26 protein-coding genes are annotated in these 21,750 nt (G+C 74.5%); 14 read left to right on the top strand and 12 right to left on the bottom strand.

The window, feature by feature from the left end; genetic code table 11:
* The first annotated feature begins 7 nt into the window (after window positions 1–7).
* Both AES38_RS01635 and AES38_RS01630 read left to right on the top strand, forming a co-directional pair.
* Window positions 8–964, top strand: coding sequence for a MerR family transcriptional regulator (locus AES38_RS01635; protein WP_053773504.1), 957 nt, complete (start codon window positions 8–10; stop codon window positions 962–964).
* Entirely contained in the window at window positions 961–2,091 is a 1,131-nt protein-coding gene (locus AES38_RS01630; RefSeq protein ID WP_053773503.1) for an epoxide hydrolase family protein, read from the top strand. The genes AES38_RS01635 and AES38_RS01630 overlap by 4 nt, the downstream gene beginning before the upstream one ends.
* A 10-nt stretch (window positions 2,092–2,101) precedes the next feature.
* On the opposite strand, the gene AES38_RS01625 is transcribed toward AES38_RS01630, so the two are convergent.
* From AES38_RS01625 to AES38_RS01605, 5 genes are all read right to left on the bottom strand, one after another.
* The gene (locus AES38_RS01625) at window positions 2,102–2,506 is read right to left on the bottom strand and encodes a VOC family protein (RefSeq protein ID WP_053773502.1); all 405 of its coding nucleotides are present in this window, start codon (window positions 2,504–2,506) and stop codon (window positions 2,102–2,104) included.
* 90 nt (window positions 2,507–2,596) lie between these two features.
* Window positions 2,597–2,809: a hypothetical protein gene (locus tag AES38_RS01620; protein WP_053773501.1), complete on the bottom strand. Its 213-nt coding sequence runs from the start codon at window positions 2,807–2,809 to the stop codon at window positions 2,597–2,599.
* Between the two features lie 96 nt (window positions 2,810–2,905).
* Complete coding sequence (locus tag AES38_RS01615; protein ID WP_053773500.1) at window positions 2,906–3,313, bottom strand: DoxX family protein; 408 nt, start codon at window positions 3,311–3,313, stop codon at window positions 2,906–2,908.
* Complete coding sequence (locus AES38_RS01610; RefSeq protein WP_011931635.1) at window positions 3,313–3,735, bottom strand: organic hydroperoxide resistance protein; 423 nt, start codon at window positions 3,733–3,735, stop codon at window positions 3,313–3,315. The genes AES38_RS01615 and AES38_RS01610 overlap by 1 nt, the downstream gene beginning before the upstream one ends.
* Window positions 3,736–3,794: 59 nt before the next feature.
* Window positions 3,795–4,325 carry a MarR family winged helix-turn-helix transcriptional regulator gene (locus AES38_RS01605; protein WP_081001820.1) on the bottom strand — a complete coding sequence of 177 codons (531 nt, stop codon included), beginning with the start codon at window positions 4,323–4,325 and terminating at the stop codon, window positions 3,795–3,797.
* An 89-nt stretch (window positions 4,326–4,414) separates the two neighbouring features.
* Between AES38_RS01605 and AES38_RS01600 the strand changes: the two genes are divergently transcribed.
* Window positions 4,415–4,777, top strand: coding sequence for a hypothetical protein (locus AES38_RS01600; protein ID WP_015489162.1), 363 nt, complete (start codon window positions 4,415–4,417; stop codon window positions 4,775–4,777).
* A 27-nt stretch (window positions 4,778–4,804) separates the two neighbouring features.
* Here the strand turns inward: AES38_RS01600 and AES38_RS01595 are convergent, their stop codons facing one another.
* Window positions 4,805–5,224 carry a MerR family transcriptional regulator gene (locus AES38_RS01595; protein WP_053773499.1) on the bottom strand — a complete coding sequence of 140 codons (420 nt, stop codon included), beginning with the start codon at window positions 5,222–5,224 and terminating at the stop codon, window positions 4,805–4,807.
* Window positions 5,225–5,355: 131 nt separating this feature from the next.
* On the opposite strand from AES38_RS01595, the gene AES38_RS01590 reads away from it, so the two are divergent.
* Complete coding sequence (locus tag AES38_RS01590; protein ID WP_053773498.1) at window positions 5,356–6,069, top strand: SDR family oxidoreductase; 714 nt, start codon at window positions 5,356–5,358, stop codon at window positions 6,067–6,069.
* Between the two features lie 40 nt (window positions 6,070–6,109).
* Here AES38_RS01590 and AES38_RS01585 read toward each other — a convergent pair whose 3' ends face one another.
* On the bottom strand, window positions 6,110–7,297 hold the full coding sequence (locus AES38_RS01585) for a glycosyltransferase (protein WP_256998835.1): 1,188 nt from the start codon (window positions 7,295–7,297) through the stop codon (window positions 6,110–6,112).
* A gap of 73 nt (window positions 7,298–7,370) precedes the next feature.
* Here AES38_RS01585 and AES38_RS01580 point away from each other — a divergent pair, with 73 nt between their 5' ends.
* Both AES38_RS01580 and AES38_RS01575 read left to right on the top strand, forming a co-directional pair.
* On the top strand, window positions 7,371–8,267 hold the full coding sequence (locus tag AES38_RS01580; RefSeq protein ID WP_053775608.1) for a UbiA family prenyltransferase: 897 nt from the start codon (window positions 7,371–7,373) through the stop codon (window positions 8,265–8,267).
* Window positions 8,264–9,697 (top strand): phytoene desaturase family protein, encoded by a 1,434-nt coding sequence (locus AES38_RS01575; RefSeq protein ID WP_053773496.1) that lies wholly within the window; start codon window positions 8,264–8,266, stop codon window positions 9,695–9,697. The genes AES38_RS01580 and AES38_RS01575 overlap by 4 nt, the downstream gene beginning before the upstream one ends.
* An 11-nt stretch (window positions 9,698–9,708) precedes the next feature.
* On the opposite strand, the gene AES38_RS01570 is transcribed toward AES38_RS01575, so the two are convergent.
* The gene (locus AES38_RS01570; RefSeq protein ID WP_053773495.1) at window positions 9,709–10,395 is read right to left on the bottom strand and encodes a hypothetical protein; all 687 of its coding nucleotides are present in this window, start codon (window positions 10,393–10,395) and stop codon (window positions 9,709–9,711) included.
* 87 nt (window positions 10,396–10,482) lie between these two features.
* Here AES38_RS01570 and AES38_RS01565 point away from each other — a divergent pair, with 87 nt between their 5' ends.
* The gene (locus AES38_RS01565) at window positions 10,483–11,331 is read left to right on the top strand and encodes an alpha/beta fold hydrolase (RefSeq protein WP_053775607.1); all 849 of its coding nucleotides are present in this window, start codon (window positions 10,483–10,485) and stop codon (window positions 11,329–11,331) included.
* An 81-nt stretch (window positions 11,332–11,412) separates the two neighbouring features.
* Here AES38_RS01565 and AES38_RS01560 read toward each other — a convergent pair whose 3' ends face one another.
* The gene (locus AES38_RS01560) at window positions 11,413–13,023 is read right to left on the bottom strand and encodes an MFS transporter (RefSeq protein ID WP_053773494.1); all 1,611 of its coding nucleotides are present in this window, start codon (window positions 13,021–13,023) and stop codon (window positions 11,413–11,415) included.
* 306 nt (window positions 13,024–13,329) lie between these two features.
* Here AES38_RS01560 and AES38_RS01555 point away from each other — a divergent pair, with 306 nt between their 5' ends.
* Together AES38_RS01555 and AES38_RS01550 are read left to right on the top strand one after the other, a co-directional pair.
* On the top strand, window positions 13,330–14,742 hold the full coding sequence (locus AES38_RS01555; protein ID WP_053773493.1) for a sensor histidine kinase: 1,413 nt from the start codon (window positions 13,330–13,332) through the stop codon (window positions 14,740–14,742).
* Window positions 14,739–15,479 (top strand): response regulator, encoded by a 741-nt coding sequence (locus tag AES38_RS01550; RefSeq protein WP_053773492.1) that lies wholly within the window; start codon window positions 14,739–14,741, stop codon window positions 15,477–15,479. Before AES38_RS01555 ends, AES38_RS01550 begins: the two co-directional genes overlap by 4 nt.
* Window positions 15,480–15,492: 13 nt before the next feature.
* Here the strand turns inward: AES38_RS01550 and AES38_RS01545 are convergent, their stop codons facing one another.
* Window positions 15,493–16,266, bottom strand: a complete 774-nt coding sequence (locus AES38_RS01545; protein ID WP_053773491.1) for an SDR family oxidoreductase — start codon at window positions 16,264–16,266, stop codon at window positions 15,493–15,495.
* 62 nt (window positions 16,267–16,328) lie between these two features.
* Between AES38_RS01545 and AES38_RS01540 the strand changes: the two genes are divergently transcribed.
* Both AES38_RS01540 and AES38_RS01535 read left to right on the top strand, forming a co-directional pair.
* Window positions 16,329–17,138 (top strand): SDR family NAD(P)-dependent oxidoreductase, encoded by an 810-nt coding sequence (locus tag AES38_RS01540; RefSeq protein ID WP_053773490.1) that lies wholly within the window; start codon window positions 16,329–16,331, stop codon window positions 17,136–17,138.
* Window positions 17,135–18,025 (top strand): SMP-30/gluconolactonase/LRE family protein, encoded by an 891-nt coding sequence (locus AES38_RS01535; RefSeq protein ID WP_053773489.1) that lies wholly within the window; start codon window positions 17,135–17,137, stop codon window positions 18,023–18,025. The genes AES38_RS01540 and AES38_RS01535 overlap by 4 nt, the downstream gene beginning before the upstream one ends.
* Here the strand turns inward: AES38_RS01535 and AES38_RS01530 are convergent.
* On the bottom strand, window positions 18,016–18,270 hold the full coding sequence (locus AES38_RS01530; protein ID WP_256998834.1) for a hypothetical protein: 255 nt from the start codon (window positions 18,268–18,270) through the stop codon (window positions 18,016–18,018). The two genes, AES38_RS01535 and AES38_RS01530, sit on opposite strands and share 10 nt — an antisense overlap.
* A gap of 133 nt (window positions 18,271–18,403) precedes the next feature.
* Between AES38_RS01530 and AES38_RS01525 the strand changes: the two genes are divergently transcribed.
* From AES38_RS01525 to AES38_RS01515, 3 genes are all read left to right on the top strand, one after another.
* The gene (locus AES38_RS01525) at window positions 18,404–19,285 is read left to right on the top strand and encodes an ABC transporter ATP-binding protein (protein WP_053773488.1); all 882 of its coding nucleotides are present in this window, start codon (window positions 18,404–18,406) and stop codon (window positions 19,283–19,285) included.
* A complete protein-coding gene (locus tag AES38_RS01520; protein WP_053773487.1) occupies window positions 19,282–20,412 on the top strand; it encodes an ABC transporter permease in 1,131 nt (376 codons plus the stop codon). The genes AES38_RS01525 and AES38_RS01520 overlap by 4 nt, the downstream gene beginning before the upstream one ends.
* Before the next feature lie 173 nt (window positions 20,413–20,585).
* Entirely contained in the window at window positions 20,586–21,137 is a 552-nt protein-coding gene (locus AES38_RS01515) for a septum formation family protein (protein ID WP_053773486.1), read from the top strand.
* An 89-nt stretch (window positions 21,138–21,226) separates the two neighbouring features.
* On the opposite strand, the gene AES38_RS01510 is transcribed toward AES38_RS01515, so the two are convergent.
* Window positions 21,227–21,676, bottom strand: a complete 450-nt coding sequence (locus tag AES38_RS01510) for an Asp23/Gls24 family envelope stress response protein (protein WP_053773485.1) — start codon at window positions 21,674–21,676, stop codon at window positions 21,227–21,229.
* Window positions 21,677–21,750 lie beyond the last annotated feature (74 nt).

Below are 21,750 nucleotides of genomic sequence, written 5' to 3'. Positions count from 1 at the left end.
CCCTCCCATGCATCCGTCCCTCATCCCGCCCCGTTCGGTCAAGATCGGCGACGCCGCCGCGTTCGCCGGCACCACCCCGCGGGCCATCCGCCACTACCACCGCATCGGCCTGCTGCCCGAGCCCGAGCGCGGCGCCGACGACCGCCGGCGCTACGGCCACGACGACATGATGCGGCTGCTGTGGATCCTGCGGACCGTCGACGCCGGGATCGCCCTGGGCGACATCCGCGAGGCGCTCCTCGACACGGGACCGGCGGAGGCCGGGGCGGGATCCGGCGATGCGAAGGCGGCCGCGGACACGGACGCACGCCCCGACGCCGACGCGATGCTGGAGCGCCTCGAGGCCTCGCTCGCCGAGCGCGAGGCGGAGATCGGGCGGCAGCGCCTGGCCGTGCAGCGCATGCGCGCCCGCGGCGCCCGGCTCGGGCTGCTCTCCGACTTCGTCGCGCGCCGGCTCGAGGGCCTGCCCACGGGATCCGTGCGACCGGCCGACCTCGACGCCCTCCTGGTGATGGAGCGGATGTTCGGTCCGCTGGGCGCTGCCGTGCACGCCTCGCGGGCGATCGCGCTCGCCACGCACCCGGAGCTTCGCGCGCAGGCCGACCGGGTCGACGCCTCCGAGGAGGCGCTCGACGACTCGGTGGCGGTGGATGATCCCCGCGTCGCGGAGGTCGCCGCCGAGCGGCACGCGTTCGAGCGCGCGTTGGACGTGGCCATCCGGGAGTCGGGCCAGCACCAGGACGACGACGCGCTCTTCGACGAGTGGGAGCGCCTGCACCCCGACGGCGCCGACGGCAGCGAGGACGAGCCCGGCGCCGGTCCCACGCGGGGGCACGGGTCCCTCACCGCGGCGCAGGCCCTCACGCGGATGCCCTACGACCTCTCCCCCGCCCGCCTCCGCTGCCAGGAGCTGCTTGTGGAGATGGGGGTCTTCGACCTGGCGGACGCGGAGGAGCGGCGGTGACCCACCCGCTCCCCCTCGACGTCGCCGACGCCGACCTCGACGACCTGCGCGACCGGATCCGCCGCACCCGCTGGATCACGCCGTGGCCGGTCGAACCCTGGGAGGCCGGCACCGACCAGGCCCTGCTGCGCCGCCTCGCCGGGGTGTGGGCGGACGGGTTCGACTGGCGGGCGCGCGAGCGGGAGATCCGGGCGCTGCCGTGGGCGAGCGCCGACCTCGACGGCACCCCGGTCTCCTACCTCCGCTTCGACGCGGAGCTGCCGGGCGGGCTGCCGGTGATCCTCACCAACGGCTGGCCGAGCTCCGCGCTCGAGCTGGTGCCGCTCGCGGAGCGGCTGTCCCGGCCGTCGCGGCACGGCGGCGACGCGGACGACGCGGTCACCGTGATCGTCCCCGCCCTGCCGGGCTTCCCGTTCTCGCCGCCGCCGCCGCGGCCGCGGATCGACCAGCGGACGCACGAGCTCTGGCACCGGCTGATGGCCGAGGAGCTGGGCTTCGCGCGGTACGCGGCGCACGGCGGCGACCTCGGGGCGGGGATCACGTCGCGGCTGGCGGAGGCGCACCCGGAGGCGGTGGCGGGGATCCACCTGATGGCGGTGCAGGCGCCCCGGGACCTCGACGAGGCGACGCTCACGGAGGAGGAGCGCGCCCACCTGGACGAGGTGCGCGCGTGGGAGGCGGCCGAGGGCGGCTACGAGCACCAGCAGCGGACGCGTCCGCTGACGCTCGCGCCCGCGCTGCAGGACTCGCCCGTCGGGCTGCTGTCGTGGATCCTCGAGAAGCACCGCGCGTGGAGCGACTGCGGCGGCGACGTCTCCCGCGTCTTCAGCGACGACCACCTGCTGACGCTGGCGTCGCTCTACTGGTTCACCGGATCCATCGGCACCTCGCTCCGCCCGTACTTCGCGCACGGCTCGGGACGCACCGCGCCGGTGTCGCGCGTGCGGGTGCCGACCGCGGTCGCCGTCTTCCCGCACGACCTGGTGCACCCGCCGCGGAGCTGGGCCGAGCGCACCTACGACGTCGCCAGTTACACGACCATGCCGCGCGGCGGGCACTTCGCCCCGCACGAGGAGCCGGATCTGCTCGCCGACGACATCCGCGCGTTCCTGCGGATGCTGCGGTAACGGCGGGCGATCAGGCGGCCGGCGGGATCGGCTCCATGTGCCCCAGCTCGATCACGTTGCCGTCGGGGTCGCGCAGCTGCCGCTGGTACATGAAGCCGAGGTCGACGGCGGGCCGGGGCTCGGATCCGCCCGCGTCGAGGCCCGCGCCCGCGCGCGCGTCGACGTCGGCGCGGCTGTCGAGCATGACCGCGGTGATCGCCGCGGCGCTCGACGACGGATCCCCCACCGGCTCGTCGAGGAACGACTGGAAGAAGTCGCGCGTGAGCAGCATGAAGGCGCTGCGGTCGGCCTCGACCACGAGGCAGGCGGCGTTCTCGTCGGTGAAGTCGGGGTTCACGGTGCAGCCGACGGCCTCGTAGAACGCGATGGCGCGGGGCAGGTCGGTGACGGGCAGGTTGACGAAGATCATGGGCATGGCGGTCTCCCCTTCGAGACGGTCGGCGTCGATGCGATCAGCGTCCCGTGCGCAGCGAGCCCGGTCAAGGCCCGCGACCACCGGTCCCGTCTACCGGCCGCCGCGCTCCCGCTTCCGCCGCAGCGACCAGCGGAGCAGGATCCCGCCGACCACGATGAACAGCCCGCCGGCGACGTAGCCGAGCACGCGCTGCTCCGGATGCAGGGTGCCGTAGACGATCGCGACGACCCCCGTGATCACGAGGTAGAGGTACTGGTCGCGCATGATCGCCGAGGCCAGGCCCTCGTCCCGGTCATCCGCCATGCCGACAGCCTGGCAGGGGACGGCGGCCCCGTCACGAGCGACGGCCACCGGTCCCGTTCGGGATCCGGTGGCCGTCGTCGCACGCGAGGAGCGGGATCAGCGCTTCCTGAGCGCCCCCGTCGACCACAGCGCGACCGCGATCAGCACCGGCTGGAAGAACAGGCGGCCGAGGCGCTTGCCGTCGGTGTCGAGGCCGAAGCCGTCGCGCTTGTGCACGTACTGCGCGATGTTGCCCGGGAAGATCGCCGTGAAGAACGCGGCGGCCGCCCAGCCCGCGAGGCCGCGGCGCGAGCGCGCGAACAGCAGGGCCGAGCCGAGCGTGATCTCCACGATGCCGGATCCGACGACGGTCACGTCCTCGGGCACCGGCAGCGACTTCGGGACCTGCGCGCGGAACTCCTCGCGCGCGACCGTGAGGTGCGTGACGCCGGCGAAGGCGAGGAACGAGCCGAGCACCACGCGGGCGGCCGTGCGCGGGAAGGACGTGCGGGCGATGCCGGCCATCAGTCGTCCGAGACCGTGACGACGACCTCGATGTTGCCGCGGGTCGCGTTCGAGTACGGGCAGACCTGGTGCGCCTGGTCGGCGAGCTCCTGCGCGAGGTCGTGCTCGACCCCGGGGATGACGACCTCGAGGTGCACGGCGAGCTGGTAGCCGCCCTGGCCGTTGGATCCGATGCTCACGCGGCTGCCCACGCTCGAGTCGGCGATCTTCACCTTGCGCGCGCGGGCGACGCCCTGCAGCGCGGAGTGGAAGCACGCGGCGTAGCCGGCGGCGAAGAGCTGCTCGGGGTTCGCGCCCTCGCCGGATCCGCCCATGGCCTTGGGGATGGAGAGGTCGAGCGCGAGGTCGCTGTCGCTGACGGCGACGCGGCCGTCGCGGCCGGCTCCCGTGGCGAGGGCCTCCGCGGTGTAGAGGGCATCCATGTCGATTCCTTCCGTTCGTGGCCGCTCGGGGCGGCCGGGTTCATGGTGGGTGGTGCGGATCAGGGGGTGCGGGCGGATGCCTCGGCCGGCCGCGTCGCCGGGTGCGCGAGCGCCTCGGTCGTCGTCTCCTGCATGCCCGCGGTCAGCAGGTGCAGGGTGGCGAGGAGCTGGCGGGCGCGCTCGAGGTCGAGGCCCATGCCGCGGATGATCGCCGCGGGCACGTGCGCGAGCTCGGTCCGCACGGTGCGCCCGCGCTCGGCGAGCGACACGGTGACGACGCGCTGGTCGGCGGAGATCCGGCGACGGGCGATGAAGCCGGCGTCCTCCATCCGCGCGAGCAGCGGCGACAAGGTGCCCGAGTCGAGGTCGAGCTGCTGCCCGAGCTCGGTGACGGTGCGGTCGTCGCCCGACCAGAGCAGCACCAGCACGAGGTACTGCGGGTAGGTGAGGCCCCACGGCGCGAGGAGCGCGCGGTACGCCTGGGTCGTGGATCGCGACGCCGTGTAGAGCGAGAAGCAGACGAGCTCGTCGGCGATGCGCGCGGGCGGCGCGGTCTCGTCGGCGGGGGCGCAGGTCTCGCGGTCGGTCATGGCTCGACCCTGCCACGGAACTAGATTGTGCGCAATCCAGTTCGGCCGATGCTCAGCCGACGAGCACCGCCCGCGTACCCTGGACCGACATGATCACGAGACGAGAAGCCGCGCTGCGGCTGGGCATCCCGCTGGAGATGGCCACGCGCCACGGCATCCCGGGGCGCGTCCCGGAGTCCGAGATCGCCGCGATGGACCAGGATCCGCCCGCCTGGCTCGCGCAGTCCCGCGCCAACTCCACCGGCAAGCGGCCCGTCTGGGTGCAGCTGACGTGCGAGGTCTGCGGCTTCACCGAGGCCGTGCGCCCGAAGAAGTGGTGGCCGGAGTTCAGCTACCTCTCCTGCGAGCGGCACTCCCCCGACGAGCTGCCCGAGCCCGCGCTCGGCCTCGCCCGCCGCGAGGTCGACGGGATCGGCAGCCGGTTCGTGGGCGTGGTGGACGAGCGGCCGTAGGGCCCCTGTCGCATCGCCGGGACCGGCTCAGGCCGCGACGGCCTCCTCGCGCGCACCGGCGTACGCCGCCCCGCCCTCGCGGAGCGCCGGGCAGTACTCCGGCGTCGGGTGGAGGCAGATGTCGATGACGCGGGTGAGCTCCTCGCGGGCGCGCTCGAGCTCGGCGATGGCCGCGGTGATCCGGTCGCGCTCGGAGCGCAGGAGCGCGAGGGACTCGGGCGCCGCGACGCCGCTGTCGACGCTCGGGAGCAGCTGGCGGATCGTGCGGCTCGGCAGTCCCGCCGCGAACAGCTGCTGGATGAGCTGCACCCGCTCGACCGCGGCCTCCGGGTAGACGCGCTGGCCGCTGGCGGTGCGCTCGGCGGGCAGGAGGCCCTGCTCCTCGTAGTACCGGAGCGCCCGGGTGCTCACGCCCGCGCGTCCCGCCACGTCGCCGATCCGCAGCATGCCGCCCTCTTCCCTCGAGTGGTGATCCCGTCGATCCGTCGGGCGGGCTTGCCCTTCACGTCGACGTCAACTCTTAGCGTAAGCCGTGCCGCATCCCGCGAACGACGCGGGCGGCAGGAGGAAGAGCACGCATGGACATCCAGGATCAGGTCGCCCTCGTCACCGGCGCCAACCGCGGCATCGGCCGCGCCTTCGTCGAGGAGCTGCTCGCGCGCGGCGCCCGCAAGGTCTACGCGACCGCCCGCCGCCCCGAGGCGATCGACGTCGACGGCGTCGAGGTGCTGCGCCTCGACCTCACGGATCCCGACTCCGTGGCCGCCGCCGCGGAGGCCGCGTCGGACGTGACGCTCGTCATCAACAACGCGGGCATCGCGACGGGCGCCGCTCTCGTCACGGGCGACATGGCGGAGATCCGCCGCGAGATGGACACGCACTTCTACGGGACGCTCGGCGTGATCCGCGCGTTCGCGCCCGTGCTCGCCGCGAACGGCGGGGGCGGGATCGTCAACATCCTGTCGGCGCTGTCGTGGTTCTCGACCTCCGGCGCGGGCGGCTACGCGGCGGCGAAGGCGGCCGAGTGGAACATGACGAACGCGGTGCGCCTGGAGCTCGCCGGGCAGGGCACCCTCGTGCAGGGCGTGCACCTCGGCGCGGCGGACACCGACATCATGGCCGGCTACGAGGGCCCGATGGTGGCCCCGCGGGACGTGACCCGCGCGGCGCTCGACGGCGTGGCCGCGGGATCCGTCGAGGTGGTCGTCGACGACTGGAGCCGCATGGTGAAGGACTCGCTCGCCGGCGACCCCGCCGCGTTCTACGAGAGGATGCGCGCGATCCTCGGCTGACGGCCGACCAGGCGGACGCGGGCCGGCGGCCGGACGCGCCTCAGAGGGACTCGAGCACGTCGACCGCCTGCCGCACCCCGCGCTCCCGCCGCATGAGCCCGCCCACCTCGGCCGCCCGCTCCCCGCGGGAGAGGGCGTCGCCCATCGCGGGAACGAGGGAGTCCGCCGACAGCCGGCGCAGCGGGATCGGGGCGGCGGCCATGCCCTGCCGGTGCAGCTGGGCGGCCCAGAACGGCTGGTCCGCCATGAAGGGCACGACGACCGCGGGCACGCCCGCCCGGGCGACGGCGTGCGAGGTCCCCGCCCCGCCGTGGTGCACGGCGAGCGCCGCGCCCGGCAGCACCTGGTCGAACGGCGCCGACCGCACCGCGAGCACGTCGGGGCCGCGGCACTCCGCCGGCAGCGCGAGCCCGCCCCACCCGGTGAGGACCAGCACGCGCAGGCCGTGGACGCGGGCGGCCGTGACGATCGCGCGCCCGCGGGCCGACGCGTCGCCCTTCGCCATGGATCCGAACGAGGCGACGAGGTAGGGGCCTGCGGCCAGGAAGTCGCCCAGGGCCCCGTCAAGGGACGCCGCGGGCGCCTCGTCGTACCAGGCTCCCGTCTGGTGCACCCGCTCCGGCCAGTCGTCGGGACGCGGCAGCAGAGCGGGACTGGCCGCCATGAGCGTCGCGACCGACGGCGAACGGACGGCCGGACGACGACCGCTCGGCAGCTCGTCCGCGGCGCGCCTCACGTCGCCGTCGAAGAGGCGCGCGACGGCGCGCGGCACCGCGTAGGTGGACCGGTTGCGCGCCCCGAGGTCGCGGGTGGCCGTGGGACCGCCGGCGGCGGGGAAGCGCGCGCTGGGGGTGGCCACCGGGGCGAACTCCACCAGCACGCGGGGCACGCCGAGCGCATCCGCCACCAGGGGCGCGCTGAGGATCAGCGGGTGGTGCACCACCAGGTCGGGGTCGAAGGCGACCGTCTCCCGCACCGCGGCGACGATGGTCCGCCGCATCGCGGGCCGCACCTCCGTGCGCAGGTGGTACGCGATGGCCCAGGGGCTGCGGCCGGCCGGGGTGAGCACCCGCCGCACGTCCAGGTCGAGGCGCACGCAGTCGACGCCCTCGGGCGCGACCCCGTCGTCGGGCAGGGCGAGCCGCACCTCGTGACCGCGGGATGCGGCGTGTCGCGCGAGGGCGGCGAAGGGCTCCACATCGCCTCGGGTGCCGGCGGTGAGCAGCATGAGGCGCATCCGCCCAGTCTGGGCCCGGAAGCCGTAAGGCCGTCACCCACGTCCACCGCGTACGGTCGTGGTCGTGACGGATGGCAGCGAGACGATCTCCGGGGCCGCGCCGTCGGGGATCGGCGCGGCCGTGCGCCGCCTCGTGCTCATCTCGCGCCCGGTGCTCTGGATCAACACCATCGGGTCCGGCCTCGTGGCCGTGTGGCTCACCGGCGCGCTGTTCGACCTGCGGGCCCTGCCGCTGATCCTGTGGCTCACGCTGCCGTTCAACCTGCTCATCTACGGCGTCAACGACATCTACGACCAGGACACGGACGCGGCCAACCCCCGCAAGGGCTCCATCGAGGGCGCCCGGATCCGGCCGTCGGAGGTCCGGCTCATCGCCTGGGGTGTCGCCGCGCTCAACGTCCCCTTCCTCGTGTGCTTCCTGCTGGTGCTGCCGCCGCTCGCGAACGCGGCGATCCTGCTCTACGCGGGCGTGTTCGTCTTCTACTCCGCGCCCCCGCTGCGCTTCAAGGCGCGGCCCTTCCTCGACTCGCTGAGCAACGCCGCCTACGCGCTTCCCCTCGTGATCGTGCCGGCGGCCCTCGGGGTGGCGCCGGTCTGGCCCGCCGCCCTGGGCCTCATGGCCTGGAGCGTGGCCAAGCACGCGTTCGACGCGGTGCAGGACATCGAGGAGGACCGTGACGCGGGCATCACCACCACCGCGGTGCGGCTCGGCCCGCGCGGGACAGCCCTGTGGAGCGGGGCCTGGTGGCTCGTCTCCGCGGCGCTGTTCGCCGTGGTGAGCGTGCCCGTCGCGGCCGTCGACCTGCTGATCGCCGGGATCCTCGTGGTGCGCCTGCTGCGCGACCCGACGCCGGCGACCGGTCACCGCCTCTACCGCCTGTCGGTCGCGTTCCCGTACATCGCGGGGACGCTGGCCGGGGTGCTCCTGATGGTCGCGATCGTGATCGGAGGGTACCCATGAGCCGCATCGTCGTGGTCGGCGGCGGGCTGGGCGGGCTGACCGCCTCCGCGCTGCTCGCGCACGCGGGACACCGCGTCACCCTGCTCGAGGCGTCCGCCGAGCTCGGCGGCAAGAGCCGGCGGATCCGACTGGGCGAGGACCGCATCGACACCGGTCCGTCGCTGGTGACGTTCCCGGCGGTGTGGGACGAGCTGCTGCGGCGGCTCGGCGACGGCGGCCGTGCCTCCGACCGCACCCGCGACGACGGCGGGCTCGACCTGGTGCGGATGCCCGAGGTCGGCCGCTACTACTACGACGGTGAGGAGACCTCCCTGCCGGTGGCGCCCGACCACCCCTGGTACCCCGCCTGGAAGCGGTTCTCCGACCTGCACGCGCCCCTCGCCGACGACGTGACCGAGCTGCTCCTCGCCGACCCCCTCGACCGGGCCGCCCTCCCGGCGCTGCGCCGGCTGCTCGACGTCTACGGCTCGCGCCTCACCACGCGCGCCTACCTCGACAGCCTGCCGTGGCTACCCGACGGGCTGCGCGAGATCATCGCGATCCACACCCTCAACGCGGGAGTGTCGCCCTCGCGGACGCCGGCCCTCTACGCGAGCATGCCCGCGATCATGGCGGAGACCGGCGCCTCGGTGCCGCGCGGCGGCGTCTACGAGATCGTGCTCGCGCTGGGTCGGCTGGCCGAGGCGGCGGGGGTCGAGGTGCGCACCGGCGAGGCCGTCACCCGCATCGAGCGCGGGTCGGTCACCACCGCCCTCGGGCGCCACCCCGCCGACCTCGTCGTCAGCGCGCTGGACGCCGACCGGCTGGCCGCGCTCACGGGCCCGTCGCGGATCCCGTCGCTCCCCCGCCTGCGCCCCCGCACCCTCTCCTGCTCGGCCGTCGCGCTGTACGGCGTGCTGCGGGAGGAGCTGCCGGCCCGCATCGCGACGCACAGCGTGGTGCTGCCGACCAAGCCCGCCGCGCTGCATCGCAGCCTCGAGGCGGGCGACGAGCCGGCCGACACCATGGTGTTCGTCAACCAGTACCGCGCAGGCGAGGTCTACCCGAACCCGCGCAGCACCCTCGGCATCCTGCTCACCGCGCCGGCCGACGGCGGGCGCTACACGGTCGAGCACCCCTTCGTGCGGCGCGAGGTCGACCGCGTCTCGGCCGCGATGGGTCTCGACGGGCCCCTCACCGACCTCCTCGACGAGCAGACGGTGCTCGACCCGCGGTACTACGGCGAGGGCGGCGAACCGCACGGCGCGCTCTACGGCGCGGCGCGTCCGCCGTGGCTGAGCGGGCCGTTCCACCGCCCCTCGTACAACGACCCCTGGCGGCCCTGGCTGTGGCGGGTCGGCGCGTCGGTGCACCCCGGCGGCGGGATCCCCGCGGTGGTGGGCGGCGCGATGATCGCGGTGACCCGGCTGCTGAGGTCGCACCGGGCCTGACGCGGCGGCGCCTAGCCCGCGCTGACGCGGACGGATGCGCCCTCGAGCACGAACTCGAGCGCTGTGCCCTCCGGGAACTCGTCGCGGAGCTCGGCGGGCATGTCGCCCGTCACCGTGAGGACGCCGCGGGCGGGGAACGACCCGGCCGCGCATCCGCCGACGGGGTTGCCGCCGCGGGCGAAGCGCGGGGCCACGACCGTCACGCACGCGGCGTCGTCCTCGGGGTTCTCGAGGCCGATCACCGTGAGGCCGTGGAAGTCGCCGACGCCCGTCGCGACGTCCTGGTACCAGTCGTCCCAGCGGTCGGGGACGGGGCGGTCGGGATCCAGGGCGACGGTGCCGACGTCCCGACCCGTCATCGACGCGAGGCCGGTGGTGAGCGCCACGGTCGCGCCGACCGCGACGAGGACGGACGCGGCCCAGAGGATCGCGGTGCGACGGCGGCGCGGGGAGGCCGGGCGCGCGCGGTCGTCGGGATCGCCCTCCTCGGGCACGGGGTCCGGCCGGTCCGCCGCGGAGGGGACGTCAGGCGCGGCCGCCGGCACCGGGGCCGACGCCCCCGCGTCCGCACCGGCCTGCCGCGTCTGCCGGGCCTCGAGCTCGCGCAGCCGGTCCAGCTCGTCGTCGTCGAGATCGGGGGCGGGTCCGTACGCGCGACGGCGGAGCTCCCGGAGCTCGCTGCGCTGCGCCTCGTCCATGTGCCGATCCTGTCACCGCGCGGCGCGCGCGTCCCGGGTCGCGTCGCCGCCCTGTCCGCCGGGGCCACGCGCGCCTACGCTCGCCCCATGCTCACCGAGACGGACCTGCGGCTCCCCGACGGCCGCACGCTGCACTGCTACGACACGGGATCCGGCGACGACGCCGACCTCGTGGTCATCTACCACCACGGCACCCCGAACGTCGGTCCGCCGCCCGCGCCGCTCGTCGAGGCGCCCGAGGCCCGCGGCATGCGGTGGATCTCGTACGACCGGCCGGGCTACGGCGGATCCACCCGGCACCCCGGCCGCTCCGTCGCGACCACCGTCGCCGACGACCTCGCCGTCGCGGACGCGCTCGGGATCGACCGGTTCGCCGCGTTCGGGCACTCCAGCGGAGCCGTGCTCGCGCTGGCCGCCGCGGCCTCGCTCGGCGACCGCGTGCGGGGCGCGCTCTGCGGGGCCGCGCTCGCGCCGCTGACCGCGGAGGGCATCGACTGGTTCGCCGGCATGCACGCGGGCGGCGAGCGGGAGCTGCGCGCGGCGGTCGCGGGGCGGGAGGCGCTCGAGGCGGAGCTCGCCCGCTCCGAGTTCGACCCCGCGATGTTCACCGACGGCGACCTCCGCGCGCTCGAGACCGACTGGGCGTGGCTGGACGGGGTCGCGGCGCACGGGATGGACGCCGGGCCGGGCGGCATGGTCGACGACGACCTCGCGCTCGTCGCCGACTGGGGCGTCGACCTCGCCGCCGTCACCGCACCGGTGATCCTGCTGCACGGCGACGCCGACCGGATCGCGCCGGTCGCCCACGCGCGCTGGCTCGCCGACCGGGTGCCGGGCGCCGAGCTCGTGATCCGGCCGGGCGACGGCCACATCTCCGTGCTGCGCGGCGCGGCCGACGCGCTCGCCCGGCTCCGGGAGCGGCTCGCCGCCCCATAGGAAGAGGTACGCCTCCTCCAGACGGCTCTCGCCGACCCGGACGGATCCGGATCGGCGAGAGGAGCGGTGGAGCGACGCGGGTCAGTGCCCGCGCGACACCCGCCGCGGCAGGGCGAACACGAGCGCGAAGGCGACGACCGCGAAGATCGCGCTGACGCCCATCGCGGAGGCCGACGCGTCGGTGAACGCCTGCGGCACCATCTGCGGGCCGCGGATCCCGGCGCCGGCGACGCCCGCGAACAGGACGCTGCCGATCACCGCGATGCCGACCGCCGAGCCGACGCGCTGCACGGTGCCGATGACGCCGGATGCGGCGCCCGCCTCGGCGGGGTCGACCGTCGCGACGATGAACTGCGCGTTCGGGGCGATGAAGAGGCCGTTGCCGATGCCCGCGAGCAGCAGCGGGACGAGGAGCATCCAGCTGGTGAGGTCGGCGGCGGCCGTGTTGAGCAGCACGAGCCACAGCCAGATGAGGCCGACGCTCACGAGCGCCGTGCCGATCACGAGCACCGTGCGACCGAGGCGGTTCGTGAGCCGGTTGCTCTGCGAGGAGCCGACGATGCTGCCGATCGCGAAGGGGATGGAGACGAGGCCCGACTCGAGCGCCGAATTGCCGAGGCCCGACTGCCACAGGATCGAGATCGTGAAGAAGATGCTCGTGAAGGCCGCGAAGTAGACCATCGCGAGGATCACGCCGCCCGTGAACGCCGGGTGCGTGAACAGGTGCGGCGGCACGAGGACGCCCTTCTCGTGACGCGTCTGCAGGACCTCCCACGCGCCGAAGAGCGCGAGGAGCACGACGCCGCCCGCGAGCGAGAGGTAGGTCCAGAGCGGCCAGCCCTGGTCCTGGCCGTCGATCAGCGGCACGAGCAGGGCCACGAGGCCCGCGCTCACGAGCAGGATGCCGACGAGGTCGACGCCCGAGGCGGCGGGGGCCTTCGCCTTCGCCGGGGCGGATCCGCGTCCGCCCTGCTGGCCGGACTGCGCGCGCACGTCGCCTGCGACCTCCTCGGCCACCTGGCGGCTCGGGAGCAGGAAGATCGCGGCGATCACGGTGGCGAGGCCGACGGGCAGGTTCACGAAGAAGACCAGGCGCCAGCCCGACTCCTCCCCAGCCGCCTGGATGATCAGGCCGCCCACGATCGGGCCGAGCGCGGACGAGACGCCGATGACGGCGCCCATGATGGCGAACGCCTTGCCGCGCGCCTGCGGCGGGAACAGCAGCTGGATGAAGGCGGTCACCGCGGGCACGAACAGGCCGCCGGCGAGCCCCTGCACCACGCGCGCGATCACGAGCTGGAGGTCGTCCTGAGCCACACCGCACGCGAGGCTGGCGAGCGTGAAGAGCGCGATGCCGGTCACGAACACCCACTTGTGCCCGTAGCGGTCGCCGAGGCGGCCCGCGGGGATCAGCGCGAGGCCGAACGCCAGCGCGTAGCCGGAGATGATCCAGCTCAGCGTCGACTCGGAGGCGTCGAGGCTCGTGCGGATGGTCGGCAGCGCCACGTTCACGATGGTGGTGTCGAGCAGCGCGATGAACATGCCGGCGAGCAGCACGATGAGCGCCTGCCAGGCGCGGCGGGAGACGACGGGGGCGGCGGGGCGGCCGGCGTCGGGCGCGGCGGGGCGGCCGGCGTCGGGCGCGCCGGGGCCGCCGGGCGCCGGGCGGGCGGATGCGGTGGTGTCGGACATGGGGTCCTTTCGTGCCGGCGCGGGCGTCGGCGGTGGTGCGGGCGGATCCTGATCAGGCGCGCAGGAGCGGGTGACGAGGGCACGGGACGGGAGGTCGGGCGCCTCTCGTGCTGGCGGACGGCGCGCACGGAGGAGGATCCGCGGCGGTGCGGGGGAGACGGCCGGGCGGATGCGCCCGTCCCGCCAGTCTGGCACCGGTTGACCCGTGCGGCCTATCCCGCTGTCCGGCCACAGGATCCCGTCACCGGCGGGCGGTCCGTCATCCGGCGGATGCGGGCGGCGCTGCCGCGTCGATACCGTGGGCGGATGAGCGCCGCACCCGTCCCCGACAGCGTCGACCGGTTCTGGGTGCGACCGCGGCCGGACCGCGCCGGCCTGCGCTTCGACGTGCTCCTCGCGCTCGTGATGCTGGTGCTCACCACCTTCAGCGTCATGCAGTACTACGCGCTCGGCATGTACCCGACGCGGCCCGCGATGTGGGTCATCGCCGCCTGGATCGTGCTCATGTGCGCCCCGCTCGCCTTCCGCCGCCTCCAGCCCGAGGCCGTGACGCTCGTGATCGGCGCCACGTTCATCGTCGGCGCGTACCAGTTCGTGCCGGAGCTGATGTTCTCCAACATCGCCATGTTCATCGCGATGTACTCGCTGGGAGCCTGGGGACGGAACCGCCTGCGGGCGAACATCGTGCGCGGCCTCGTCGTCGTCGCGATGTTCGCGTGGCTGTTCAGCTCGCTGCTGCAGGCCTCGGGGTACTACTCGCTCTCCGGGGCGACGTTCGAGAGGGCACCTGCCGACGCCTGGATCCCGGCGCCCGTCGCCGCCGGCCTCATCTCCATCATCACGAACCTCCTCTACTTCGGCGGCGCCTGGTACTTCGGCGACCGGGCGTGGGCGTCGGCGCGCGACCGCTGCGCGCTCGAGACCCGCACCGCCGAGCTCGCGACCGAGCGCGAGCGGGTCGCGGAGCAGGCGGTCACGCTCGAGCGGGTCCGCATCGCCCGGGAGCTGCACGACGTCGTCGCGCACCACGTGTCGGTCATGGGCGTGCACGCGGGCGCCGCCCGACGCGTGCTCGCGCGCGACACCGAGAAGGCCGCGACCTCCCTCGGCATCGTGGAGGACAACGCGCGCAGCGCGATCGAGGAGCTGCACCGGATGCTCGTCGCGCTGCGGCAGGAGGAGGACGGCACCGGATCCGCGGGCGACGGCGCCGGATCCGACCCCACCCTCACCGCGTCCACCCGCGGAGTCGACCAGCTGCACGAGCTCGTGGCGGACGCGTGCGGCGCGGGCCTCCAGGTCGCGTTCGACGTCATCGGCACGCCCCGCCCCCTCACGCCCACGGTCGACCTCATCGTCTACCGGGTCGCGCAGGAGTCCCTCACGAACGTGCGGAAGCACGCGGGCACCGGCGCGCGCGTCGACGTCCGCCTGCGGTACCTCGCGGACCGCGTCGAGGTGGAGGTGAGCGACGGCGGACCCGCGGGAGCCGCCGCCTCCGCGGCTGCCGGGCCCGTGCGCAACGGCCCCGGCGGCCTCGGCCAGCGCGGCATGCGGGAGCGCGTGGCGGCGGTCGGCGGATCCATCGAGATCGGGCCGAAGGCCCGCGGCGGGTACCTCGTGCGGGCCTCGCTGCCCACGTCGCAGGCCCCGGTCGTGCCGCCCGTGCCGATGCCCGTCCCGCTCGACGTCACGATCCCCGAGGAGACCCGCGCATGACCGCCGACCCGACCGACCCCACGACCCACGCTCCCGCCGCCATCCGCGTACTCCTCGTCGACGACCAGGCGCTCGTGCGCGCCGGCTTCCGCGTGATCCTCGAGAGCGAGGACGGCATCGAGGTGGTCGGCGAGGCCGCCGACGGCGAGGAGGGCGTGCGCCTCGCCGCCGGGCTCGCGCCCGACGTGATCTGCATGGACGTGCAGATGCCGCGGGTCGACGGCCTGGAGGCCACGCGCCGCATCGTGGCCGACCCGGCGATCCGCGCGGGCGTCCTCATGCTCACCACGTTCGACCGCGAGGACTACCTCTTCACCGCGCTCGACGCGGGCGCGAGCGGGTTCGTGCTGAAGAGCGCGTCGCCGGAGTCGCTCGTGGAGGCCGTGCACGTGATCGCGCGCGGGGATGCGCTGCTCTCGCCCGACGTCACGCGCCGGGTCATCGAGCGGTTCGGCCGCGGATCCGGCGCGGCCGACGACGACGCTCCGGCCTCCGCAGCCGCCCCGACGATCCCGACGGACCCGCGCGTGCAGACCCTCACCGACCGCGAGCTCGAGGTGCTGCGCCTCCTCGCCGAGGGGCTCGCGAACGCGGAGATCGCCGAGAGGCTCTACCTCGGCGAGGCCACCGTGAAGACGCACGTGTCGCGCCTCCTGCTGAAGCTCGGCGTGCGCGACCGCGTGCAGGCCGTGGTGTTCGCGTACGAGCGCGGCATCGTGGTGCCGGGGGCGAGCTGACCCGGCGAGGCCGTCAGAATCCGCCGCGCTGCGACATCGGGGACAGCACCAGCTCGTCGACGCGCACGTGCGGCGGGGAGGCGAGCACGAACATCGCGGCCCGCGCCACGTCGTCCGGCGTGAGCATGGCGGCGCGCTCGGCGGCGTCGGGCACGGTGGGCCGGAGCGCGAGGAAGTCGCTGTCGATCGTGCCCGGGCAGAGGTGCGTGGCGCGGATCCCGCTGCCCGCCTCCTGCGCGTTGAGGTCGCGGACGAGGGTCGCGAGCGCCGTCTTCGACGCGCTGTAGGCGACCCCGGCCCCCGGCGAGTGGGTCCATGCGGCGTACGAGGAGACGAGCACGACGGTGCCGCCGGACGCCCGCAGCAGCGGGAGAGCGGCGGCGACCTGGTGCGCGGTGCCGGTGAGGTTGGTCGCGACGATCCGGTCGAAGTCGGCGAGGTCCTGGTCGGCCCACGAGCGGCGCGGGGCGTTGAGGCCGGCCGCCACCACGATCCCGTCGAGCCGGTCGAGGCCCGCCACCACGCCGGCGAGCGCGGCGTCGTCGGTGATGTCGAGCGGGGCGACGACCGCGGCGGATCCCGCTGCCCCCACGAGCGCGCGCGTCTCCTCGAGCGCCTCCCGGCGGCGGCCCGACAGCACGAGGTGCCAGCCGTCGCGGGCGGCGGCGACGGCGGTCGCGCGGCCCACGCCGGATCCGGCGCCGCTCACCCAGAGGGTCCGCGGGCTCGCCGCTCCCTCCCCAGGCGCATCGCCGCCGTCATCGTCCCGCGTGCGTGCTCCGGCCATGGCGGTCTCCCTCGGTCACCCCTACGTTGAGGGAAACGCTATTCGGACTGTGGGGAACACGCATGCTCATCGACCTCCGCGACAGGGTCGTCGTCGTGTCCGGTGCCGCTCAGGGCATCGGCCGTGCCATCGCCGAGCGCTTCCTCGAGGAGGGGTGCCGGGTCTTCGGGCTCGACCTCCGCTTCGGCGACGCGCTGCCGGAGGGGATCACCGCGATCGTCGCCGACGTCACCGACCCGGCGTCCGTGCAGGCCGCCGTCGCGCGGGTCCTGGAGGAGGCCGGCCGCGTCGACGTGCTCGTGAACAACGCGGGGATCAACGTCGAGGGGACGGTCGAGACGCTCGAGCCCGCGCGCTTCCAGGCCGCGTTCGACGTGAACGTCGGCGGGGTGTTCCTGCTCTCGCAGGCCGTCATCCCGGCCATGAAGGCGGCGGGAGGCGGGCGCATCGTCAACGCGGCGTCGTTCGCGGCCGTCGTCCCGAGCGTCGGCGCGGCCGCGTACGGAGCATCGAAGGCGGCCGTCGTGCAGTTCACGCGCGTGCTCGCGAGCGAGCTGGGGCCCTGGGGCATCACCGTCAACGCGTACGCGCCCGGCATGATCCCCACGGCCATGAACGGCTTCGCCGAGATGCCCGAGCCCGCGCAGGACCGCCTGCTCGACACCCTCAGCATCCGCCGGTGGGAGCGGCCCGACGACGTGGCCGACCTGCTCGTGTTCCTCGCGAGCGACCGCGCCGGGTACATCACGGGCACGCTCGTCGACGTGAGCGGCGGCAAGCTCGCGACGCAGATGCCGCAGCGCGCGTACGAGGGCGAGGGCGCCCCGGAGCGCGGGCCGCGGGACGGCGCCGCCCCGGGGGATCCCCGATGAGCGTCACCACGTGGGACGCCGTGCCCCTCGCCACCGTCCGCTCCGAGCACGCGGAGGCGCCGCTCTGGGACGCGGTCCGCGGCACCCTCCTCTGGGCCGACCAGTACGTCGGCATCGTGCGCGAGGCCACGCTGGATCCGGGCACACTCGCGGTCGGCCCCGTCACCGAGACGCACGTGGGCGGCCCGGTCGGGGCGGTCGTCCGCCACGCGGACGGCGGCCACGTGCTCGCCGCGCGCGACGGCTTCGTCCGCCTCACGGCGGAGGGCGAGCTGATCCCCATGGCGGACGTGCTCCCGGCCGACGGCATCCGGCGCCGCATGAACGACGGCGAGGTGGATCCGCGGGGCCGGCTCTGGGCGGGATCCATGGCCTTCGACAAGACGCCCGGGGCCGGCGCGCTCTACCTCCTCGACCGCGGCCGCGCGACGACGGTGCTCGAGGGCGTCACCATCTCCAACGGCACCGCGTTCTCGGCCGACGGCGCCGAGATGCTCTACATCGACACGACCACGCAGCAGGTGCGGCGCTTCCGCGTCACCGACGAGGGCGGGCTGGCGGATCCCGAGGTGGTGGTCGAGATCGACCCCGCCGACGGCCACCCCGACGGCATGTGCGTCGACGACGAGGGGCGCCTCTGGGTCGCGCTCTGGGGCGGCAGCGAGGTGCGCCGCTACTCCCCGACCGGCGAGCACGTCGGGTCCGTGCGGGTCGACGCGCCTCAGGTCTCCAGCTGCGCCTTCGTCGGCCCCGACCGCGACGTGCTCGTGATCACGACCTCGCAGGAGGGCTACGCGCCCGAGGACTCGGCCCGGCATCCGCGCGCGGGGATGCTGTTCGCGGTGCGGCCGGGCGTCACCGGCCCGGGGCCGAGCGCCTACGCGTAGGCGGTGATCGAGGCGGAGTCGACGAAGCCGGGTCCGCGTCCCGCCCGGCGCGCGGCGCCCCCGGCGAGCGCGGCCGATGCGACGCCCACGACGACGCCGACGGACACCGCGGTCGTGACGGCCCTGAGGGACGAGTGCGCGAGGACGAGACCCGCGACGAAGGCGAGGCCCTGCACGAGCCAGAGGGCGAGGACCCAGCGCCGCCAGGCACCGCGACCCGCACCCCGCGTGCACGCCCCCGTCACCCCGCCGAGCGCCCCCGTCCCCCCGACGACCACCCGTCCCCCACCCGGTTCCCCCACACGGCGGACGCCCCCGCGCACCCCCGCACCTAGCGTGAGCAGCACGGATCACCCACGCCCACCGAGGAGGCCCTCCGTGCTCGAAGTCCACAACGTCACGCGATCGTTCGGGGACCGCCGCGTCCTCGACGACGTGTCCTTCGCCGTGCGGCCGGGGAGGCTGACCGGCTTCGTCGGCGGCAACGGCGCCGGCAAGACCACCACCATGCGGATCATGCTCGGCGTGCTCACCGCCGACTCCGGCACCGTGTCGCTGAACGGCAGCGACCTCGGCACCTCCAGCCGCCGCACGTTCGGCTACATGCCCGAGGAGCGCGGCCTCTACCCGAAGATGAAGCTGCAGGAGCAGATCGTCTACCTCGGCCGCCTGCACGGCATGAGCGCCGCCGACGCGACCGCCAGCACCGAGCGACTGCTCGAGCGCCTCAGCCTCGGCGAGCGCCGCAACGACCCCATCGAGTCGCTGTCGCTCGGCAACCAGCAGCGGGCGCAGATCGCGGCGAGCCTCGTGCACGACCCCGAGGTGCTCGTGCTCGACGAGCCGTTCTCGGGCCTCGACCCGCTCGCGGTCGAGACCGTCCTCGGCGTCCTCACCGAGCGCGCCGCGCAGGGCGTGCCCGTGCTCTTCTCCTCGCACCAGCTCGACATCGTGGAGCGCCTCTGCGACGACGTGGTCGTCATCGCCGAGGGCCGGATCCGCGCATCCGGCGACCGCGAGGAGCTGCGCGACCAGCACAGCCGCCCCCTCACGGAGCTCCTCATCGACGGCGACGGCGGCTGGGTGCGCGACGTGCCCGGCGTCGACGTCGTCGAGTTCGACGGCGGCTACGTGCTCTTCGAGGCCGAGGAGGAGGCGCGCCAGCGCGTGCTCGCCGAGGCCGTCTCCCGTGGATCCGTCACCGGGTTCACGCGCCGCCGCCCCACCCTCAGCGAGATCTTCCAGGAGGTCGTCCAGTGAGCACCACCAGCGCCACCCGACGGGGCACGGCCCCGACGTTCGCCCAGTCCACGATGCTCGTGACCGGCCGCGAGGTGCGCATGCGCCTGCGCAGCAAGTCGTTCCTCATCAGCACCGGGATCCTGCTCGTCGGGATCCTGGTCTCCATCGTCGTCAGCGGGTTCCTCGCCACGCAGGCCGGCAGCGGCGACGGCGACACCACCCGCGTGGCCGTCGTCGGCGCCGCCCAGCAGGCCGTGTCCGGCGCCCCGTCGCTGGAGGGCGTGCCCGCCGACAGCGTCGAGGACGCGCAGGCGATGGTGCGCGACGGCGACGTGGAGGCGGCCGTCGTCCCCGACCCCCAGGCGGACTCCGACGGCGCCGTGCTCGTGATCGGCGACACCTCCGCCCCGGACGGCGTCGTCAGCGCCCTCACCGACACCCCGCGCGTCGAGCTGCTCGACGAGCCGGCCACCAACCCGGGCGTCGCCTACCTCGTGGCGATCGCGTTCGGCCTCGTGTTCTTCATCTCGGCGCTGACGTTCGGGCAGATCATCGCCCAGAGCGTGGTGGAGGAGAAGCAGACCCGGGTGGTCGAGCTGCTCATGTCCACGATCCCCGTGCGGGCGCTGCTCGCGGGCAAGGTGCTCGGCAACAGCATCCTGGCGTTCACGCAGATCGCGCTCATCGCCCTGATGACCGGCGTCGGCCTCCTCGTGACGGACCAGACAGCGCTGCTCGCGATCGTCGGCCCCGCGGTGCTGTGGTTCGTGGTGTTCTTCCTGTTCGGGTTCGTGCTGCTCGCGTCGCTCTTCGCGGCGGCGGCGTCGCTCGTCTCCCGCCAGGAGGACGTGGGCGCCGTCACGGCCCCGGTCACGTACCTCGTGATGATCCCGTACTTCGCGGTCATCTTCTTCAACGACAACCCCGTGGTGATGACGATCATGTCGTACGTCCCGTTCTCGGCCCCGGTCGGGATGCCGATGCGCCTGTTCCTCGGCGAGGCCGAGTGGTGGGAGCCGCTCCTGTCGCTCCTCGTGCTCATCGCGACGACCGCCGTGGTGGTGGCCCTCGGATCCCGCATCTACAGCAACTCGCTGCTGCGCACCGGATCCCGCGTGAAGCTGAAGGACGCGCTGAAGGGATGACGCCCGCGCGGCCGGACCGCACCCGACGACCGCCCGGCCGCCTCCGCTCCCCCGCGGAGGCGGCCGGGCGCGTCCACGTCCGACGGCCCGCAGCGGCGTCGCACGGAACGCGCACGCAGCCGGCCCGCTTCCCGCTACGGTGAGCGCGATCCACCCACCACCCCGAGGACACCATGACCACCGCCGCCCGCCGCACCACCCTGCCCGCCGCGCTCGCGGCCCTCCTCGTCGCCGCCGCGCTGAGCGGATGCTCACCGCAGCAGATCGCCGACCTGATCCCCCACGACGCCCCGCGCGACGAGAAGGGGGCCGTCACCGCGAGCGGCAGGACCGACGTCTTCGACCTGCGCCAGGGCGACTGCATCGAGGACCAGTCGCTCGTCGACAGCGTCTCGGGCGAGGACACGGACGGGGTCGCCCAGGAGGTGACCGCGGTGCGCACGGTGGCGTGCTCCGACCCGCACGACTTCGAGGCGTACCGGGAGGTGACCCTCACGGGCGGGTCCGACTACCCCGGCTCGGATCCGGTCGACGCGCAGGCCGACGACGCGTGCGGCACGGCGTTCGACTCCTTCATCGGCTTCGACTACCAGGACTCGATCTACGACTACACGTACTACCAGCCCACGGCCGAGGGCTGGATGACCGGCGACCGCATCGTGACGTGCCTGGTCGGCGATCCGGCAGGCAAGACCACGGGCTCGCTCGCCGGCATCGGCCGGTAGCGCGCGGACGCGCCCGCGGATCCCGATGGCGGGGTCCGCGGGCGCGCGTCGTGCGGGCGGTGCGTCGGCCGTGGCCGACGAGGTCGCTCCTACTGGACGCGGCTCTTCGCGGCGTCGTCCTCGTCCTTGTCGTCCGACGGGATGTGCACGTCGGAGACGGTGACGTTGACCTCGGTCACGTCCATGCCGACGACCTGCGAGATCGCGTCGGTGACGGACTCGCGGATCCGGTCGGCGAGGTCCTGCAGCGCGACGGGGTACTCGGCGACGACCACGATGTCCGCGGCAACCTGCTTCTCGCCGACCTCGACGGAGATGCCCTGGCCGCGGTCCTGCTGGCCGATGACGTTGCGGATCGCGCCGACGGCACGGGCCGCGCCGTTGCCGAGGTCGTGGACGCCGGGGACCTGGCGGGCCGCGATGCCCGCGACCTTCTCGACGACGCCGTCGGCGATCGTGTTCTTGCCGGCGGCCGAGTCGGCGGGCGTGTGCTTGGCGGCGGCGCGGCTGGAGGCGGTGGCGGGGGTGACGTCGGTCATGTGGTGCTCCTGTGGTGGATGGGGCGCGCTCCCGTCGAGGGGATCGCGGTGCCGGCTGGATGCCCGGCGCGTCA

The organism is Clavibacter capsici (assembly GCF_001280205.1).
Classification (GTDB): Bacteria; Actinomycetota; Actinomycetes; order Actinomycetales; family Microbacteriaceae; genus Clavibacter; species Clavibacter capsici.
Note: the sequence above shows the minus strand (reverse complement) of the source record. Positions and strands in the feature narration are given on the sequence as shown.

Excerpts from the sequence above, each read along its gene's own strand:
- AES38_RS01535 (WP_053773489.1), top strand. The coding sequence starts at position 17,135 with ATGAGCGTCACCACGTGGGACGCCGTGCCCCTCGCCACCGTCCGCTCC.
- AES38_RS01515 (WP_053773486.1), top strand. The coding sequence starts at position 20,586 with ATGACCACCGCCGCCCGCCGCACCACCCTGCCCGCCGCGCTCGCGGCC.
- AES38_RS01565 (WP_053775607.1), top strand. The coding sequence starts at position 10,483 with ATGCTCACCGAGACGGACCTGCGGCTCCCCGACGGCCGCACGCTGCAC.
- AES38_RS01510 (WP_053773485.1), bottom strand. The coding sequence starts at position 21,676 with ATGACCGACGTCACCCCCGCCACCGCCTCCAGCCGCGCCGCCGCCAAG.
- AES38_RS01550 (WP_053773492.1), top strand. The coding sequence starts at position 14,739 with ATGACCGCCGACCCGACCGACCCCACGACCCACGCTCCCGCCGCCATC.
- AES38_RS01560 (WP_053773494.1), bottom strand. The coding sequence starts at position 13,023 with ATGTCCGACACCACCGCATCCGCCCGCCCGGCGCCCGGCGGCCCCGGC.
- AES38_RS01605 (WP_081001820.1), bottom strand. The coding sequence starts at position 4,325 with ATGACCGACCGCGAGACCTGCGCCCCCGCCGACGAGACCGCGCCGCCC.
- AES38_RS01615 (WP_053773500.1), bottom strand. The coding sequence starts at position 3,313 with ATGGCCGGCATCGCCCGCACGTCCTTCCCGCGCACGGCCGCCCGCGTG.
- AES38_RS01545 (WP_053773491.1), bottom strand. The coding sequence starts at position 16,266 with ATGGCCGGAGCACGCACGCGGGACGATGACGGCGGCGATGCGCCTGGG.
- AES38_RS01575 (WP_053773496.1), top strand. The coding sequence starts at position 8,264 with ATGAGCCGCATCGTCGTGGTCGGCGGCGGGCTGGGCGGGCTGACCGCC.
- AES38_RS01610 (WP_011931635.1), bottom strand. The coding sequence starts at position 3,735 with ATGGATGCCCTCTACACCGCGGAGGCCCTCGCCACGGGAGCCGGCCGC.
- AES38_RS01570 (WP_053773495.1), bottom strand. The coding sequence starts at position 10,395 with ATGGACGAGGCGCAGCGCAGCGAGCTCCGGGAGCTCCGCCGTCGCGCG.
- AES38_RS01585 (WP_256998835.1), bottom strand. The coding sequence starts at position 7,297 with ATGCTGCTCACCGCCGGCACCCGAGGCGATGTGGAGCCCTTCGCCGCC.
- AES38_RS01540 (WP_053773490.1), top strand. The coding sequence starts at position 16,329 with ATGCTCATCGACCTCCGCGACAGGGTCGTCGTCGTGTCCGGTGCCGCT.
- AES38_RS01555 (WP_053773493.1), top strand. The coding sequence starts at position 13,330 with ATGAGCGCCGCACCCGTCCCCGACAGCGTCGACCGGTTCTGGGTGCGA.
- AES38_RS01595 (WP_053773499.1), bottom strand. The coding sequence starts at position 5,224 with ATGCTGCGGATCGGCGACGTGGCGGGACGCGCGGGCGTGAGCACCCGG.
- AES38_RS01600 (WP_015489162.1), top strand. The coding sequence starts at position 4,415 with ATGATCACGAGACGAGAAGCCGCGCTGCGGCTGGGCATCCCGCTGGAG.
- AES38_RS01625 (WP_053773502.1), bottom strand. The coding sequence starts at position 2,506 with ATGCCCATGATCTTCGTCAACCTGCCCGTCACCGACCTGCCCCGCGCC.
- AES38_RS01620 (WP_053773501.1), bottom strand. The coding sequence starts at position 2,809 with ATGGCGGATGACCGGGACGAGGGCCTGGCCTCGGCGATCATGCGCGAC.
- AES38_RS01635 (WP_053773504.1), top strand. The coding sequence starts at position 8 with ATGCATCCGTCCCTCATCCCGCCCCGTTCGGTCAAGATCGGCGACGCC.
- AES38_RS01590 (WP_053773498.1), top strand. The coding sequence starts at position 5,356 with ATGGACATCCAGGATCAGGTCGCCCTCGTCACCGGCGCCAACCGCGGC.